The 15,746-nt window shown below is 44.9% G+C and carries 13 protein-coding genes; 6 read left to right on the top strand and 7 right to left on the bottom strand.

The features are described 5' to 3' along the window. Positions 1-57: 57 nt before the first annotated feature. Positions 58-1,230: a JmjC domain-containing protein gene (locus tag AC5JPO_RS03105; RefSeq protein WP_493853226.1), complete on the bottom strand. Its 1,173-nt coding sequence runs from the start codon at positions 1,228-1,230 to the stop codon at positions 58-60. A gap of 130 nt (positions 1,231-1,360) precedes the next feature. On the opposite strand from AC5JPO_RS03105, the gene AC5JPO_RS03100 reads away from it, so the two are divergent. After that, positions 1,361-1,546, top strand: a complete 186-nt coding sequence (locus AC5JPO_RS03100) for an NF038104 family lipoprotein (RefSeq protein ID WP_201571421.1) — start codon at positions 1,361-1,363, stop codon at positions 1,544-1,546. Between the two features lie 172 nt (positions 1,547-1,718). On the opposite strand, the gene purB is transcribed toward AC5JPO_RS03100, so the two are convergent. Together purB and mnmA are read right to left on the bottom strand one after the other, a co-directional pair. Continuing rightward, entirely contained in the window at positions 1,719-3,110 is a 1,392-nt protein-coding gene (purB, locus tag AC5JPO_RS03095; protein WP_493853225.1) for an adenylosuccinate lyase, read from the bottom strand. A gap of 211 nt (positions 3,111-3,321) precedes the next feature. Next, entirely contained in the window at positions 3,322-4,548 is a 1,227-nt protein-coding gene (gene mnmA, locus AC5JPO_RS03090) for a tRNA 2-thiouridine(34) synthase MnmA (RefSeq protein ID WP_493853224.1), read from the bottom strand. 254 nt (positions 4,549-4,802) lie between these two features. Between mnmA and ispF the strand changes: the two genes are divergently transcribed. From ispF to AC5JPO_RS03065, 5 genes are all read left to right on the top strand, one after another. Next, entirely contained in the window at positions 4,803-5,309 is a 507-nt protein-coding gene (gene ispF, locus AC5JPO_RS03085) for a 2-C-methyl-D-erythritol 2,4-cyclodiphosphate synthase (protein ID WP_319050332.1), read from the top strand. Positions 5,310-5,494: 185 nt separating this feature from the next. Continuing rightward, complete coding sequence (gene grxD, locus AC5JPO_RS03080) at positions 5,495-5,845, top strand: Grx4 family monothiol glutaredoxin (protein ID WP_193012410.1); 351 nt, start codon at positions 5,495-5,497, stop codon at positions 5,843-5,845. Positions 5,846-6,074: 229 nt separating this feature from the next. Continuing rightward, on the top strand, positions 6,075-6,614 hold the full coding sequence (locus tag AC5JPO_RS03075) for a hypothetical protein (RefSeq protein WP_493843310.1): 540 nt from the start codon (positions 6,075-6,077) through the stop codon (positions 6,612-6,614). 302 nt (positions 6,615-6,916) lie between these two features. Further along, on the top strand, positions 6,917-8,812 hold the full coding sequence (mnmG, locus tag AC5JPO_RS03070; protein WP_493853223.1) for a tRNA uridine-5-carboxymethylaminomethyl(34) synthesis enzyme MnmG: 1,896 nt from the start codon (positions 6,917-6,919) through the stop codon (positions 8,810-8,812). A 262-nt stretch (positions 8,813-9,074) separates the two neighbouring features. Continuing rightward, on the top strand, positions 9,075-10,034 hold the full coding sequence (locus AC5JPO_RS03065; RefSeq protein ID WP_493853222.1) for an AEC family transporter: 960 nt from the start codon (positions 9,075-9,077) through the stop codon (positions 10,032-10,034). Positions 10,035-10,146: 112 nt separating this feature from the next. On the opposite strand, the gene AC5JPO_RS03060 is transcribed toward AC5JPO_RS03065, so the two are convergent. From AC5JPO_RS03060 to AC5JPO_RS03045, 4 genes are all read right to left on the bottom strand, one after another. After that, the gene (locus AC5JPO_RS03060) at positions 10,147-10,320 is read right to left on the bottom strand and encodes a hypothetical protein (RefSeq protein ID WP_493853221.1); all 174 of its coding nucleotides are present in this window, start codon (positions 10,318-10,320) and stop codon (positions 10,147-10,149) included. A 49-nt stretch (positions 10,321-10,369) separates the two neighbouring features. Further along, positions 10,370-11,371, bottom strand: coding sequence for an LLM class flavin-dependent oxidoreductase (locus AC5JPO_RS03055; RefSeq protein WP_443524120.1), 1,002 nt, complete (start codon positions 11,369-11,371; stop codon positions 10,370-10,372). 352 nt (positions 11,372-11,723) lie between these two features. Then, positions 11,724-14,255: a membrane-bound PQQ-dependent dehydrogenase, glucose/quinate/shikimate family gene (locus AC5JPO_RS03050; RefSeq protein ID WP_319050338.1), complete on the bottom strand. Its 2,532-nt coding sequence runs from the start codon at positions 14,253-14,255 to the stop codon at positions 11,724-11,726. A gap of 231 nt (positions 14,256-14,486) precedes the next feature. Continuing rightward, a complete protein-coding gene (locus tag AC5JPO_RS03045) occupies positions 14,487-15,416 on the bottom strand; it encodes a LysR substrate-binding domain-containing protein (protein ID WP_319050339.1) in 930 nt (309 codons plus the stop codon). Positions 15,417-15,746 lie beyond the last annotated feature (330 nt).

The raw sequence follows: 15,746 nt of genomic DNA, 5'->3' as shown, positions 1-15,746 counted from the left end.
TATCAGATAGCGGTTTTTTTTGTTTATACTACTTAACTGAAGCCTGATGACAGGATGTTATTCAGCAATATCCACCCATATCCAGCCGTTCTCTAGCCATTCGCTCAAATCATCTGCATCGATACCCGTCACGTCGCTATGTTGCAGTGTTTCACCATTGGCCAAGCGTACCAGTACTGATATAGCAGCTTTATCAAGCCCATCGATACGTTGACCGTTGGCATACAGCACGGTGCTATCATTGGTCTGACTATAGAGGAGGCGATTGCTATAGTCTGCTTGTAATGTGGCACCTTCTGATAGCGCTTGCATGAGCTCATTGGTATCTAACGCTTCTTCTGGCATCAGCGCATCGTATTGACGCTTACTGACCACCTCCAAGACTGCTTGACGAATCATGTCGTCACCGCGACTAGATTGTAGCATCTCTAGCAACTGCGCTTTAATAGCAGCGATACTATCCGTTTGCAGCTCACCTGAGTTCTGTAGTGCTTGTGGCAGTAGCATCGGGATAAACAAACTGCTGTCATTGGTTGCAATATCTGCCACGCTATCGATAACTTGCATCAAGTTTGGACGGCGGCACCCAAAAGAGAAGGTCAGACAATCGTCTTGTGCCACACCGAAATGTGATAATTTAGGCGGTACATAAAGCACGTCACCTGCTTCTAGTACCTCATCAAAGATAATCTCGCCCATATCATCAAATAAACGAAGCGGCTCATCAGCAACAAATTCTGTTTGTTCATCACAGAATTTACCCAATTGCCAACGTCTAGAGCCATAGCCTTGCGCCAAAAATACATCATAGTCGTCATAATGCTTACCGACCGATCCACCTTGCGGTGCATAAGACACCATAATATCATCCCGCTGCCACTGCGGAATAAAATCAAATGCTTGCCACAACTGACCCAGCTCTGGTGACCATTGTTCGAGATTTTGTACCAATACCGTCCATTGCTCTGGTAAGTCTTCGAAGTCAGTTTCAGCTAGTGGGCTTTTTTTGAGCTGCCACTGCGCTTGACCTTCTTTTTTACTGGCTGCTTGGGTTAGCAGTCGTGCGCTAGCGTCTTCTTCAAGGGCAAGACCGATCATGTCATCGGGCTCAAACATGTCAATCAGTTGCGACAACCCTTGCTTAATAAGCAGTGGCTTTTTTTGCCAGTATTCTGCTAGAAACTGCTCAGGCGTGATGGTGTCAGGTAGACAAAGCGGAATAGAAGTCATTGATAAATCCATATTTCAAATACGTACAATATTAATAATAAGGGACGCTTTATAGGAAGGTTTTAATAGTCTATGATTATGGTCTATCTGATGGTTATCATCAGAGTAGCCACTAAATCGTAGGAAAGTTATGAAAAAATTGCACTTGATCGCAATCATCGCTAGCGTGTTTTTGCTACAAGCCTGTGTCCACAAAATCGTCACGGTGCCCGCTAAAGTTGCTTATAAAACCACCAAAGGCGTGGTAAAAGGAACGGTAGCGGTTGGCAAAGCCATCATACCAGGCGACAGTGATGACGATGATGACAAAAAATAAAACCTCACTTATCAACTATGAATTTTAAATTAATATCATAGCATTCAAAGTAAGGCTGTTGTGTGGTCACAAAACCAGTAAGACATTAGCTGAACCAGACAATACTAGTATCGAAATAAGAGCGCGTAAATTATTTTCAACGCTCTTATTTTTTGGTATCCGCTTACTGCTATTAAAGCTTGGCAATCCATTCTTTAATAGTGCGCGCTTGTTCAGCGGCATTACCGATATAAGTGGCTGGCGTCAATGCGCGTAGACTTGCTTTGTCAGCATCACTAACTGCCGATAGCTCATCACTTTCGACAAACGTCAGCATCGCTTTGCGAGTCATAGCATTACCACGAGTTAAAGCTTTTAGCTTCTCGTATGGGTTTTCAACGCGGTAGCGACGCATGACCGTTTGAATCGGCTCTGCCAACACTTCTTGCGCTTGATTCAAATCATCATTCAAACGCTGCGCATTCAATTCAAGTTTACCAACGCCTTTTAGGCACGCATCAAATGCAATCATGCTCTGTGCTAGGCCAACACCAATATTACGCAGTACCGTTGAGTCCGATAGATCGCGCTGCATACGTGAAATTGGTAGTTTTTCACCTAAGTGTCCCAACATAGCATTGGCAACGCCCAAGTTACCTTCAGAGTTTTCAAAGTCAATTGGGTTAACCTTGTGCGGCATGGTAGAAGATCCAACTTCACCATCTTTTAGACGCTGTTTAAAATAGCCTAAGCTGATGTACTGCCAGATATCGCGGTTAAAGTCGATCAAGATTGTGTTGAAGCGTTTAACAGCGTCAAAAAGCTCAGCAATATAGTCATGCGGCTCAATCTGAGTCGTATAAGGGTTAAAGGTCAGCTCTAGACGCTGATTGATGAAGGCTTCAGCATGGCTCTGCCAGTCGACGTCAGGGTACGCTGAAAAATGCGCATTATAGTTACCAACGGCACCGTTTATTTTACCAAGTAGCTCTACTTGACCGATTTGCTTGATTTGACGAGCAAGGCGATAGGCCACGTTTGCCATCTCTTTACCAAGCGTCGTTGGACTAGCGGTCTGACCATGTGTGCGTGATAGCATTGGTTGGTCAGCATGGGTGATCGCTAAGTCAACGATGCTGTCAGTCACTTGCTGCATTTTGGCAACGACGAGCTCGCGGCTATCTTTGAGCATCAATGCGTATGATAAGTTATTGATATCTTCACTGGTACAGGCAAAGTGAATGAACTCAAGCGAATCAATTAAGGCATCCTGACCACGGAATTTGTCTTTGATAAAGTACTCAACCGCTTTTACATCGTGATTGGTCGTTGCTTCGATGTCTTTGATAGCTTGAGCATCTGCTTCGCTAAAGTCATCAACAATCGCATTCAAAAAAGCATTGGTCTGTTCATCAAATGCTGCTAATTCACCAATTGCGCTGTTGTCAGCCAATGACTGCAACCAGCGAATCTCTACCGTAACGCGGGCTTTGATTAGACCAAATTCAGATAAATAAGGACGTAAGCTGTCAGCCTTTGATGCGTAACGACCATCAATTGGAGAGAGAGCGGTAAGTGGGGTCATGGTTATGCCTCAGTAGTTATGAAATAAAAAACTGCAAGAGTCTGGCTAAAAATTACCATACAAAAAACGACATCGAAATCGCTGCGCGTAATATAGCAGAAATATGTTATTAAAAAAGCGGTCTATGCAAATAAAGCGATGTTGAGGCTCGTTAAAATCAATCTATTCACTGCATCAACATCTGTACCTCAAGTTGGGTCTTAGGAAGCAATTAGAATCCACAAGGTGCATCGATAGATTCAATCACGCCGCCGCCCAGACATACGTCATCGATATAAAATACGGCTGACTGACCAGGAGTGACGGCGCGCTGTGGCTCATTAAATATGACACGCACTTCGCTGCCATCAGTATTGGTCGCAAATACGCGACATGCTTGGTCTGGCTGGCGATAGCGAGACTTTTCCATACAGGCTAGACCTTCGTCACTAAACACATCAGCAGGTGGCAGACCATTCGTCCAATCGAGCTTATAAGCTTTTAGCTCGTTGCTCATTAACATGGGATGTTCATGCCCTTGACCAACGATTAAACGGTTTTTTTCTAAGTCTTTTGCCAATACAAACCAAGGCTCCTCAGGACGGTCTTTAACACCGCCAATACCGATGCCGCCGCGTTGACCCAGTGTGTAATACATGAGGCCGTCATGAGTACCGATGACTTTATTGTCATCCGTAAGTATCTCGCCTTTTTGAGCAGGCAGATATTGCTGTAAGAAGTCTTTAAAGCGGCGCTCACCAATAAAGCAAATACCTGTAGAGTCTTTCTTTTTAGCCGTCGCTAGGTCATGCTCTTCGGCAATTTGACGTACCACTGGCTTTTCAAGCTCACCAACTGGGAATAGCGTTTTAGCGATTTTATCGCCGCCAACCGCATGTAAGAAATAGCTTTGGTCTTTATTGTTATCAAGGCCGCGCAATAACTGGGCAACCTCGTCACCCTCGGCATTTTTGTAATTCACACTGCGGCGCGTATAGTGACCTGTAGCGATATAATCTGCACCAAGGGTCAACGCGTAGTCCAAAAACGCCTTAAACTTGATTTCCTTGTTGCACAAGATATCGGGGTTAGGGGTGCGTCCAGCCTTGTATTCTGCCAAAAAATGCTCAAAAACACGGTCCCAATATTCCATAGCAAAGTTGGCAGTGTGTAGCTTCATACCGATTTTGTCACATACGGCTTGCGCGTCTGCTAGGTCGTCCATTGCCGTACAGTATTCAGTACCATCGTCTTCTTCCCAGTTTTTCATAAACAGGCCTTCAACCTTGAAACCCGCTTGTTGAAGTAATACGGCTGACACAGAGGAGTCGACCCCACCTGACATACCAACAATCACATGTTTGGTGCTAGGGTTTTCGACGTCGGCAAGTGTCAACGGGCGATGAGCATTAAAAGACTCAGAAACGACTGCGTTTGAGGTGTTTTTTGTGGCTGACATAGAACGGCTCAACTATTTATACGTTATCCAAAGTAAATGCCGACGCCAAGAGTTATGCAATTACTATAACGTATAGTCTCAGCATAACAGTGTCAGCTTGTCTTTTGGATCTGGTATTATGATAAAATAAACGTCATATTATACCAGTTAATTTAAACTGGTGGCGACCGATGCTATCTAGCTATTGGGAAAACCACTTTGAAAATTCAGATAGTCATTTTGAATTATTTTAATCACATCTAACTCATCTTGGAATGAAAATGATAAAAATCGGTCAAGGTATTGATGTTCACGCGTTTCATAACAACGGTCAGCAGCAGCAATACGTCGTATTGGCAGGGGTGCCCATTGAGCATTCGCACAGTTTGCTGGCACACTCTGACGGCGACGTGGTTTTGCATGCCTTGGCTGACGCACTACTTGGCGCTTTAGCACTTGGTGATATTGGTCAGCATTTCCCTGATACAGACGCCGCCCATGCAGGCCTAGACTCGCGTATATTGCTACGCTACGTTTATGGCAAAGTACAAGAGGCAGGTTATAGCCTAGGCAATGCCGATATCACGGTGATGTGTGAACGGCCTAAACTGGCACCGCACAACCAAGCGATGCGCGCTAATATTGCGAGCGACTTGCAAACAGATATTAGCAATATCAGTGTGAAAGCCACTACGACGGAAAAATTGGGATTTACTGGTCGACAAGAAGGCATCATGGCCAACGCCGTGGTATTATTGGTGCCTAATGCGGTTGGTCCATAATGCTATCGAATCTAGGAGCTGTTGAATCTAGAGCTTTTAGATTTAGTAAACAACAACTGGCTAAAACAATATGAAAGGGCGCTTGTAATATACAAGCAGTCACCCCATGTATCAGCCATATCTTCACATAATTATTTTTATATAAATAATCATTTTAATAAACCGCTTTATCAATAGGAGCTTTTATGAGTGAGCAAACCCCAAATACTGCTGCAAACGACGTTGAACAATTGATCCGTGATCAAATCCGTGACAATAAAGTCATTATCTACATGAAAGGCACGCCGCAATTTCCGCAGTGTGGTTTTTCTGCACGCTCTATTGAAGTGTTGACTCAGATTGGTCGTCCATTTGCATTTGTAAACATTTTAGAAAACCCAGAAATCCGCGCAACACTCCCGAAAGTTGCTAACTGGCCAACGTTCCCACAGTTATGGATCGATGGTGAGTTGATGGGCGGATCTGACATTATTTTGCAAATGTATCAATCAGGTGAGCTAAAGCCATTGGTTGAAGCAAACAGCCCTGCTGCTTAATACTTGAGAGTGTTGGTTGGATGTCTTTGATGTCCAATTAGCTTTTGCAAGATATGAGCATAGCAAACCCAGATAGCTATTAATGGCTATTTGGGTTTTTTATTGTCCCCATTAGTATTCTCACGCGCCTATATCATTAGGCTTCGTTGTTTTTATAGTATTTACCCCCATATAGTGTCCAAGATATTAGCGATATAAATAATAATTACTAGATGAGTAAGAGAGCTTTATGAATAACAAAACCAATGAACAGTTAAACGAGCAAAAAGAAGCGGCTGAGCAGGCGGCGATTGAAAAACGCCGCGCGCGTCTAAAAAACGAATCTACGCGTATCATTGAGATTGCTAGTAATGAGTCAAACTCAGCACTCAAGTGTATTCACCAGTTGAGTGTGGCAGGCGGTGCGACAGAAGCGACCTATATCGCTATCGAGCAGCGCGTCGTTGCAGATCAAGATACGGCAGGTGCTTATCATTTGGCATTATTGGCACAAAATACCCCTGATCTACCTATTGATGCGCGCCAGCTGATCGAGTTGGTGGTCAACAAGGGTGACAACGACCAACGCTTAGCATTGCTTAAAAATTTACCATTACCACCAGTCGAGCTCATCAAAGAGCAGATCTTAGCGAGTGATGACGGTGATGCCATTGGTCAAATGAATGCCTATTTACAGATCAATCCAGAAGGGTATGGCAGTCACCATATGCTGTCTAGTGGTCAGTCAGATCAAATAGTACCGCTGAGCCGTGGTAACGGTAATGGCTAAGATATCATCATAAACTAAAAAGCTAACCGCTAAAGTGATGGTGGCTGCACCAGTAATGACGGTGTTACTGTCAACATCGTCATTACTGGTATAAATATCTTTGCGCTTAATTATAATAGTTTTTGTCCTAGCGTTTTTTAAGCGTCAAAAAATTGTTATAATGACAGGTTATCTAACCAATTATGAACGACTTATCTGAGTCGTTATCTTTTTTATAAATACGACTGACGTTTATTTGCCGACTACCATGTTATTCAATGAAATGTGGTACCAAGCAGCGTTATGAGTCAAGTGAGGCAAACATGCAATACCCAAAACATTATGACGTGATAGTGATCGGCGGTGGTCATGCTGGCACAGAAGCTGCTCTAGCGGCTGCACGTATGGGCGCACAGACCTTATTGTTGACGCATAATATTGAGACGCTCGGGCAGATGAGTTGTAATCCTGCGATTGGCGGTATCGGTAAATCGCATCTGGTGCGTGAGATTGATGCGTTGGGCGGTGCAATGGCGCTGGCAACGGACAAAGCAGGTATCCAGTTCCGCGTACTAAACAGCCGTAAAGGGGCTGCCGTTCGTGCCACGCGTGCGCAAGCAGACCGTATTCTGTATAAAGCGGCGATTCGCCATACATTAGAAAACCAGCCGAACTTAGATATATTTCAGCAAGCCGCTGACGATATCTTGGTAGAGAATGGCCGTGCGACAGCAGTTGTGACCTCTACAGGTATTGTCTTTAAGACTGAAACAGTGGTGCTGACCTCAGGGACTTTCTTGGGCGGTGTCATTCATATTGGTATGGAAAACTCAAAGGGTGGCCGTGCAGGAGACCAGCCGTCTATCAAACTTGCAGATCGTTTGCGTGAGCTTAAACTACCAGTAGGTCGTTTAAAAACAGGTACACCAGCGCGTATCGATGCCCGTAGCGTTGATTTTAGCGTGATGACGGTACAGCCGGGTGATACGCCACTACCAGTCATGAGCTATATGGGTGACGTCTCTATGCATCCTGAACAGGTCAATTGCTATATCACCCATACCAACGCGCGTACTCATGACATCATCCGTGAGAACCTTGACCGCTCACCGATGTTCTCTGGCAAAATCGAAGGCGTAGGCCCGCGTTATTGCCCATCGATTGAAGACAAAATCCATCGTTTTGCGGATAAAGACAGCCATCAGATCTTTATCGAGCCTGAAGGTCTCACCACGCATGAGCTATATCCAAATGGTATTTCGACCAGTTTGCCGTTTGATGTGCAACTGGAATTTATTCATAGTATGAAAGGACTAGAAAACGCTCATATCACGCGTCCAGGCTATGCAATTGAATATGATTACTTTGATCCGCAGAACTTAAAACCAACGCTTGAGACCAAATCGATTGATCGTTTGTACTTTGCTGGTCAAATTAATGGTACGACGGGCTATGAAGAAGCAGGCGTACAGGGTCTACTAGCAGGTACTAATGCAGCATTGGTCACCACTAATAACAGCGAGTTTGACAGGTGGACGCCGCGCCGTGATGAGGCTTATCTTGGTGTGCTTGTCGATGACTTGATTACGCACGGTACGACCGAGCCATATCGTATGTTTACGAGCCGTGCAGAGTATCGTCTATTGCTACGTGAAGACAATGCCGATCAGCGTTTAACTGAGACAGGTCGTAAGCTAGGACTGGTAGATGATGTGCGCTGGCAGGCCTATCAAGAGAAAATGGAAGCCATTTCGACAGAAACCTCGCGTCTAAAAGACATGTGGGCAACGCCTAGTAATGCATTAGGTAAGCAAGTGACTGAGCAAACAGGTGAGGTGCTGTCTAAAGAATCGACAGCCTTTGATTTGCTGAAGCGTCCGCAGATTCACTTTGCGGATATCGCTGCTATTACTGATTCAACAGTAGATGCACAAGTGGGCGAGCAGATCGAGATTTCTGTGAAATACGCAGGCTATATCGACCGTCAGCAGGAAGACATCGATCAAATGAAGCGACTAGAAAACACAGCGCTACCGCTAGATTTTGATTATAGCGTCGTCTCAGGTCTATCAAACGAGATCGTACAGAAACTCACGCAAGTGCGTCCTGCAACGCTTGCTCAGGCTGGGCGAGTCAGTGGTGTGACACCTGCTGCTATACAGCTATTAGCGATGACGGTCAAAAAACATAAGAAAGCAAAGGCTGCATTGGACTCATAATAGGTATGTAATAAAGCCTTTTATAATAAAGCACTTATCGTATAAGAAGCCTGTAACGGCACTTCGTTACAGGCTTTTGTTTGTCAAGATATACATCGTTCTGACAAGAAAGAAGTATGTGAGCTTGTTTTACTGGCTACTTTATCTCTATACTAGGTCACTGAAACTAGGTTGCCAAATTCACCAAATCTCACTACTATTTATTAATTTATATCGCTGATGCCTATATGATGTCGGGCTTGTCAGCGAACTGAGCTTATTTATGATCGATGCTGTTATTTTTGCGATTACCATTGTCTTTCCCAACCTTGCACTGATGTGGTTGGGTTTTTTTATGCAAAGGCGAGGTGAGACCAGCCAAACTTTTATCGATCAAGCATCAAGTTTTGTCTTTAACTACTGCTTGCCGTGCTTGTTGTTCTTTAGCGTGGTCGATAGTGATGTCGACTATGGTCAGCAAATTAAGCTAATCTTCGTTGGTATCTTGGTAACCTTTGTTTTGTTTATTGGCGCAGAGCTTTATGCCAAGCGGTTTGTCAAACGTCCTGAAGATCAAGGCGTGTTCGTACAGGGTATTTTCCGTAGTAATATGGCAATTATTGGTCTTGCAACGGTTGCCAACGCTTATGGCGCGCAAGGTTTAAGTATCGGCGCTGTCTATATGGGCGTGGTGACGATACTGTTCAATATTTTAGCGGTCATTACCTTGAGCCGTGTTTCAAAAAGTATAGATGATACCTTGATCAGTCGCAGTATTATGATTATTAAGAAGGTGTTTACCAATCCGCTTATCTTGGCATTGCTATCAGCATTTGCATATAAGGCACTGCCATTGCCACCACTAACAGGCGTGATACATAAGACTGGTGACTTGTTGGCAGCAGTCGCATTGCCATTGGCATTGATTTGCGCTGGTGCGAGCATTGATCTGAAATCAATGCTGAGTGCGTCAGGATTGTCCATGCAGGCTAGTATTGGGCGCATTGTCGTTGCACCACTGGTAGCTGTCGCGATTGGACTGGCATTTGGCTTGTCAGGTGTGCACATGGGCGTGTTATTCTTGATGGTAGCGTCACCAACAGCAGCAGCCAGTTATGTGATGGCAAAAGCGATGGGTGGCAATGATATACTGGCGGCAAACATTTTGGCATTTACCACGGTCGTTGGTATGTTCGGAATGGCGTTTGGGGCGGCAGCGCTACGTGCGCTTGGTTTGATGTAGTATTTATTTTCTTAAGGACATCGATTAAATTTAAAACAATAGTATTATTGAGTTTTGGTGTCTCTTTGAAGCAAAAAAAAGCCCTTTTTCTTATTTGAGAAAGGGCTTTTTGTTATTGATTTAAATTGTCTCGATTGCGCTTATCTTCTCGGCGCTGTTTGCGTTTTGGGCTAGTACGATAGGTTAGGTATGCAAAAATAGCCAGTACTGCAAGGAGCGCCACGATATACATAAATATTGATGAGCCAATCATCAATGACGCGCCAATAATGGGAGTTGCTTCCATGTCAAAGATCCAGTTTTAGATTTACCAATAATTATGCAAGTCTCTCATTTCATTGTAAAGTAAATAAGTTTAGCTCCGGTGTAAGTTCAAGTGAACGGATACGGGCGGCTTGGTCATAGATGTTGGCCGTCACAATCAGCTCATCCGGCTGGTATCTTGCCAAAAACGCAGACAATTTAGGTTTAACGGTCTCAACAGAGCCAACGAAAGACACTGATAGCGCATTGTCTACCATCATCTTTTCTGCTTGACTCCAGATACTGTCCATATCGTAAGTGGGTTTTGGCATCTGACCTGTTTCGCCGCGGCGCAACCGTACAAAGCTCTGCTGCGCTGAAGTAAAGTGATATTCAGCGGTTTCATCATCATCAGCAAGTAATAAGTTTGCAGCCAGCATCACATAAGGCTTGTCCAGATATGCAGATGGTTTGAACTGTTCACGATAGGCATCGATTGCTTGCCCAAGCATCTGCGGTGCAAAGTGCGAGGCAAACACGTAAGGCAGTCCTAAATGGGCGGCCAAAGTCGCGCCAAAAAGAGAAGAGCCTAATATCCAAATAGGAATGCCTGATTTTGCACCAGGGAATGCCTGTACAGGGCTACCGTCAGTATCATTGCCCAAAAAGTACATCAGCTCTTGCACATCCTGCGGAAAACGCTCAGCGTCTTTCATTTGTCGGCGAAGTGCCTGAAACGTCGCCCCGTCAGTACCAGGCGCGCGTCCCAGACCTAAGTCAACACGGTCACCGTAGAGTGCCTGCAAGGTACCAAACTGCTCAGCGATCACGAGGGGTGCATGGTTAGGTAACATGACGCCGCCCGCGCCAATACGAATACGCTTGGTTTGACTACCAATATGTGACAGTAGCACTGAGGTTGCTGCACTAGCAATACCTGGCATATTATGATGCTCTGCCATCCAATAACGATTCAAGCCAGACTTTTCTGCTTGCTGTGCGGTTTCAACCGTTTGGGCGATACCTTCAGCGATAGTATGGTCTTCAGGTACGGGTGCTAGATCTAAAAAAGATAAAGGGATGTTGTTATTCATAAATTATCCAGTAGTGTGTAAATTACTGTCTACCGATATGCTCATGATTAGTGATAGTTTCAAGTGCCTCTGGTCGGTATTAATCAATCATAACAAAGTAAGCTAACTCAGTATTTAAGTCCACTTAATAATCACTCGTTAACCACTGAGCGTCACATATAACGTTGTCATACGATATAGAGGTAGTACAAGCAATATTGCACCATCATAGAGAACAAAAAAGCAGGCAACCTAGGTTACCTGCTTTTTTTGGTTATTGATAAAATAGCCATGATATGAATCATTGGTACTTTATCAACATAACGTCCTATAGCTGAGCGGCTGTTTAGCTTAATAGCTGTTTAGGTAAATGCTACTTAGACTGGTCACCAAGTTTATAAGCCATGACGTAGTCACCAATAGTTGTACCTACTGAACCATGTCCACCAGCAACCAGTAGTACCATCTGCTCACCTTTAGAGTTCAGGTAAGTCATTGGTGTGGCCTGGCCACCCGCTGGAATACGAACATTCCACAGCACATCACCATTCTTTAGGTCATAAGCGCGGAAGTTGTTTTCGGTCGCCGCTGATAAGAACGCAACGCCGCCTTTGGTAATCATAGGTCCGCCAATACCAGGGACCCCTAATTCCAGTTTAATTGGGATAGGAGACAGATCTTGTACTGTACCGTTTTTGCGCTGATAGGCAATCTCGCCAGTCGCTAGATCAGCACCTGCTATCGTGCCCCATGGTGGCTGCTGGCAAGGGACGCCTAGTGGCGATAAGAAAGGACCTAGCTCGACTGCATAGTCTGCGCCTTCGTTTGCATTGACCCCTTGTTCGCCTTTATTGGTCTCCGCATCGCCTAGCGTTTCTCTAGGAATGAGTTTTGAGGTAAATGCCAAATACGTCGGCATACCAAACATTACGCCATTTTCAGGATCGACCGCGATACCGCCCCAGTTAAAGGTACCAAAGTTACCAGGATAGACCAAGCTGCCATTGGTTGATGGCGGTGTATAGCGACCATCATAGTTGAGCCGATTGAACTCGATACGGCACATCATTTGATCAATGAGACTCGCGCCCCACATGTCTTTTTCAGTCATCATTTCAGGCTCAAAGCTCAAACCAGAGTACGGCTGAGTCGGTGCGGCGTGCTCACCTGCTACCAGATATCCCTGCGGCGCTTCGCGTTCTTTGATCGGTACAATAGGCTCACCTGTTGCACGGTTCAAGACGTAGACGTCGCCTTGTTTGGTCGGCACGACCAACGCAGGCTGAACGCCGTCAGCAGTATCTAAGTCAAGCAACGTAGGCTGAGCAGGGGTGTCCATGTCCCAAAGGTCATGATGTACAAACTGCTGAACCCAGCGCGCTTCACCCGTTTCGATATCTAGTGCAACTACAGACGTTGCGTATTTTTCTTCAGCAGCGTTACGGTAGCTACCCAACTGATCTGGAGTACGGTTGCCCATTGGGAAGTATGCCAATCCAAGCTCTTCATCAGCACTAGCGATTGCCCATGAGTTTGGTGAGCTGGTTTTGTAAGTTTGGGCTGGATCATTGACATCGAAAGGTGCAGTGTTTTCAGGATCACCTGAATCCCAGTTCCACATGAGCTCACCAGTATTGACATCATAAGCGCGTATCACACCAGAAGGCGAGTTGACATCATAGTTGTCATTGACAGCGCCAGCTACAATAATGACGTCACCTGCAACAACTGGCGGCGAGGTAGAGTAGTAATACCCTGCCTGAGTAAATGGCATGTTATGCATCAAATCTAATGCACCATCATCACCAAAGTCTTGGCAGCGCTGTCCTGTATTTGGATCAAGTGCATATAGCTTGGCATCAGACGTCGGAATAAATATTTTGGCATCACATTGTTTAGAGGCATTGTCAAACGTATTGCCAGCAATTTTTTGAACCATCGTATCGCGAGTACCCGCTTCATTAGTCGCAGCGACATCATTAGCAATCACAGGCGTATTATCAGTGCTAGCTTGACCCGCATAGTAAGAGACGCCGCGGCATGTTTGGTGCTGACGTTGTAAATTCTCTTCTACTTGAGGGTCAAACTTCCATAGTGTCTCACCAGAGTCTGCATCTAATGCCATAACCCAGTTGTGAGGTGTACATAGGTATAGTGCATTACCGATTTTGAGCGGGGTTACCTGATAGGTGGTCTCACCGACATCGTTAGGACCTTTGACATCACCTGTCTGGATCTGCCAAGCCAGTTCTAAATCTTTGACATTATCAGTGTTGATCTGTGTCAGAGGAGAGTAGCGCTGTCCGTAGTCTGTACGACCATACGCGCTCCACTCGCCATCTGGCGTTTGCTGACCATTGGATAGTGGATCACCAAGATTGGCTGACGTTTCATCTGTACTGTCATCTTGGTTGCTTTTATCGGTCGCAGACAAATCAAGCTCGCCTAGTTTGTCAGTAGCGTTGTTTGCCAAGCTCCCAAAAGAGAGCAATGCGCCCACAACGACACTAGCGAGCAGACCCCAATAATATAGGGGACTTTTCTTAACAGAGTCTGTGGTTGGTGATGTGCTCGCGGCTACTTGAGGCTTATGTCCACGCATCTTATTAGCTACCCATGGTAATAGCATGAGCAAACCAAATATCAGTGGGAAACCAACGCGAGGTGCTAGCGCCCACCAATAAAATCCAGATTCCCATAGTGCCCACACCATGGTTGCCACGATAAAGAGGGCGTAGAGTCCGTAAGCACTCCAATGTTTTTTGAACAATAAAAAAGCTGTCGTTAACATGATAACGCCAGCGAAAAGATAGTAAGGACTACCGCCTAGAGAGAGCAGATAAGCGCCGCCGATAAGCAAAGGGGCGGCAAAAACTGCCATAATGATCGCTACGAGTTTTTCCATGAGCGGTATCACCTGTTACATAAGAGCAAATGGACATGCAGTGATCGACACCCAGTAGCCATCAAATCCTAAATCTTCAAATATTTAGGTCATTAAATGTCTAGGTGTCCAGCAATACATGCATAAATAAAAAATAAAACGTTGGATGACGTTTTAGACTCTATTTTATCATTTATGCATAAGTTCGGTAAAGGTGACGCAAGCTAGCAGTAACGGTTTGGTAGGGTTGTTTTAGTTGTTGAATTGTTTCTGACACAGTTCCATAAAGGCGCGGCCGTATTGGCGGATTTCGGCATCATCGCGTACTGCCATCCAACTGGTAAAGCGGCCAAAATGATCTACTGGTATGGCAGTTAGGTTCTGATAATGGCTGGGTTCAAACGCCATTTCTGCGATGATGCCAATCCCCAAACCCAGTCCAACATAGGTACTGATCACATCAGCATCCAAGGCCGCTAATACGATATCTGGCTCCAGACCTGCTTCTTCAAAGGTTTTATCAATGGCGCCGCGACCAGTAAAGCCGCCGTGATAGGTAACAATGGGATAGCTGGCAAGGGTAGGCAGGTCGATAGATTCTTGACTAGCAAGCTCATGATCGCTCGGTACGATAACGCGGTGCGTCCAGTCATAGTAACGGTAGCATCTGAGGTAATTGTTTTGCAGCAACGACTCGGTTGCGATACCAATATCCGCCTGACCACGAATCACCATCTGCGCGATGGTCTCAGGATCTGCCTGTTGTAAGATGAGATTTACTTTGGGAAAGCGATCTTTGAACTCTTTGACTACTTGCGGCAACACATAGCGTGCTTGTGTATGAGTGGTGGCAATCGTTAGTGTGCCTATATTGGGATTGTTAAAATCTAGACTCAAGTTTTCAATGGTACGGATTTCAGCAAAGATAGACTCGATATGAGGCATGAGTGCTGTACCCATAGTGGTCAAACCTGTCAAGCGCTTGCCTTGACGAATGAATACTTCGGTCTTTAGTTGGTTTTCGAGGGCTGCGATATGCTTAGATAAGCTCGACTGGCTCGTGTGTAGGACCGTCGCTGCTTGACTTAAGTTATAGCCATTGATCACCGTATGCCATACTGTTTCCAACTGTTTGAGCTGAATCTGCAAATGTCGCTGGTTGACCACTACGTCGATTGCCATAACCTAATCCTATTGTATAACTATATAGACCTTGTCTATGTTTGAAAGGTCTGTATATGAAAGTAAAAACATATGAATATACCGCAATAGGCTAGTGTAAAACAAACCTATTATTCTTGTATATAATAAATAGCTATCAATTTATGATAATAACGAATATAGAGGCAGTTGATGTGGTGACATAGCTCTCAACATGGGTCATGATGATTTATATTAGTAAAACGTGAATGGCTTATAAGACGGTAGTCACTCATAAAAGACAAATGTCTTATGAAGGATAAGCGGTCTATAAAGCACAAAAAATTACAGCTTTCTAGAAAATAGACTTCA

Source organism: Psychrobacter sp. H25 (assembly GCF_059076335.1).
This window is presented reverse-complemented; position numbering and strand designations above follow the sequence as displayed.

Coding starts and splice junctions, on each gene's coding strand:
- AC5JPO_RS03105 (WP_493853226.1), bottom strand. CDS start 1,230: ATGACTTCTATTCCGCTTTGTCTACCTGACACCATCACGCCTGAGCAG.
- AC5JPO_RS03100 (WP_201571421.1), top strand. CDS start 1,361: ATGAAAAAATTGCACTTGATCGCAATCATCGCTAGCGTGTTTTTGCTA.
- purB (WP_493853225.1), bottom strand. CDS start 3,110: ATGACCCCACTTACCGCTCTCTCTCCAATTGATGGTCGTTACGCATCA.
- mnmA (WP_493853224.1), bottom strand. CDS start 4,548: ATGTCAGCCACAAAAAACACCTCAAACGCAGTCGTTTCTGAGTCTTTT.
- ispF (WP_319050332.1), top strand. CDS start 4,803: ATGAAAATGATAAAAATCGGTCAAGGTATTGATGTTCACGCGTTTCAT.
- grxD (WP_193012410.1), top strand. CDS start 5,495: ATGAGTGAGCAAACCCCAAATACTGCTGCAAACGACGTTGAACAATTG.
- AC5JPO_RS03075 (WP_493843310.1), top strand. CDS start 6,075: ATGAATAACAAAACCAATGAACAGTTAAACGAGCAAAAAGAAGCGGCT.
- mnmG (WP_493853223.1), top strand. CDS start 6,917: ATGCAATACCCAAAACATTATGACGTGATAGTGATCGGCGGTGGTCAT.
- AC5JPO_RS03065 (WP_493853222.1), top strand. CDS start 9,075: ATGATCGATGCTGTTATTTTTGCGATTACCATTGTCTTTCCCAACCTT.
- AC5JPO_RS03060 (WP_493853221.1), bottom strand. CDS start 10,320: ATGGAAGCAACTCCCATTATTGGCGCGTCATTGATGATTGGCTCATCA.
- AC5JPO_RS03055 (WP_443524120.1), bottom strand. CDS start 11,371: ATGAATAACAACATCCCTTTATCTTTTTTAGATCTAGCACCCGTACCT.
- AC5JPO_RS03050 (WP_319050338.1), bottom strand. CDS start 14,255: ATGGAAAAACTCGTAGCGATCATTATGGCAGTTTTTGCCGCCCCTTTG.
- AC5JPO_RS03045 (WP_319050339.1), bottom strand. CDS start 15,416: ATGGCAATCGACGTAGTGGTCAACCAGCGACATTTGCAGATTCAGCTC.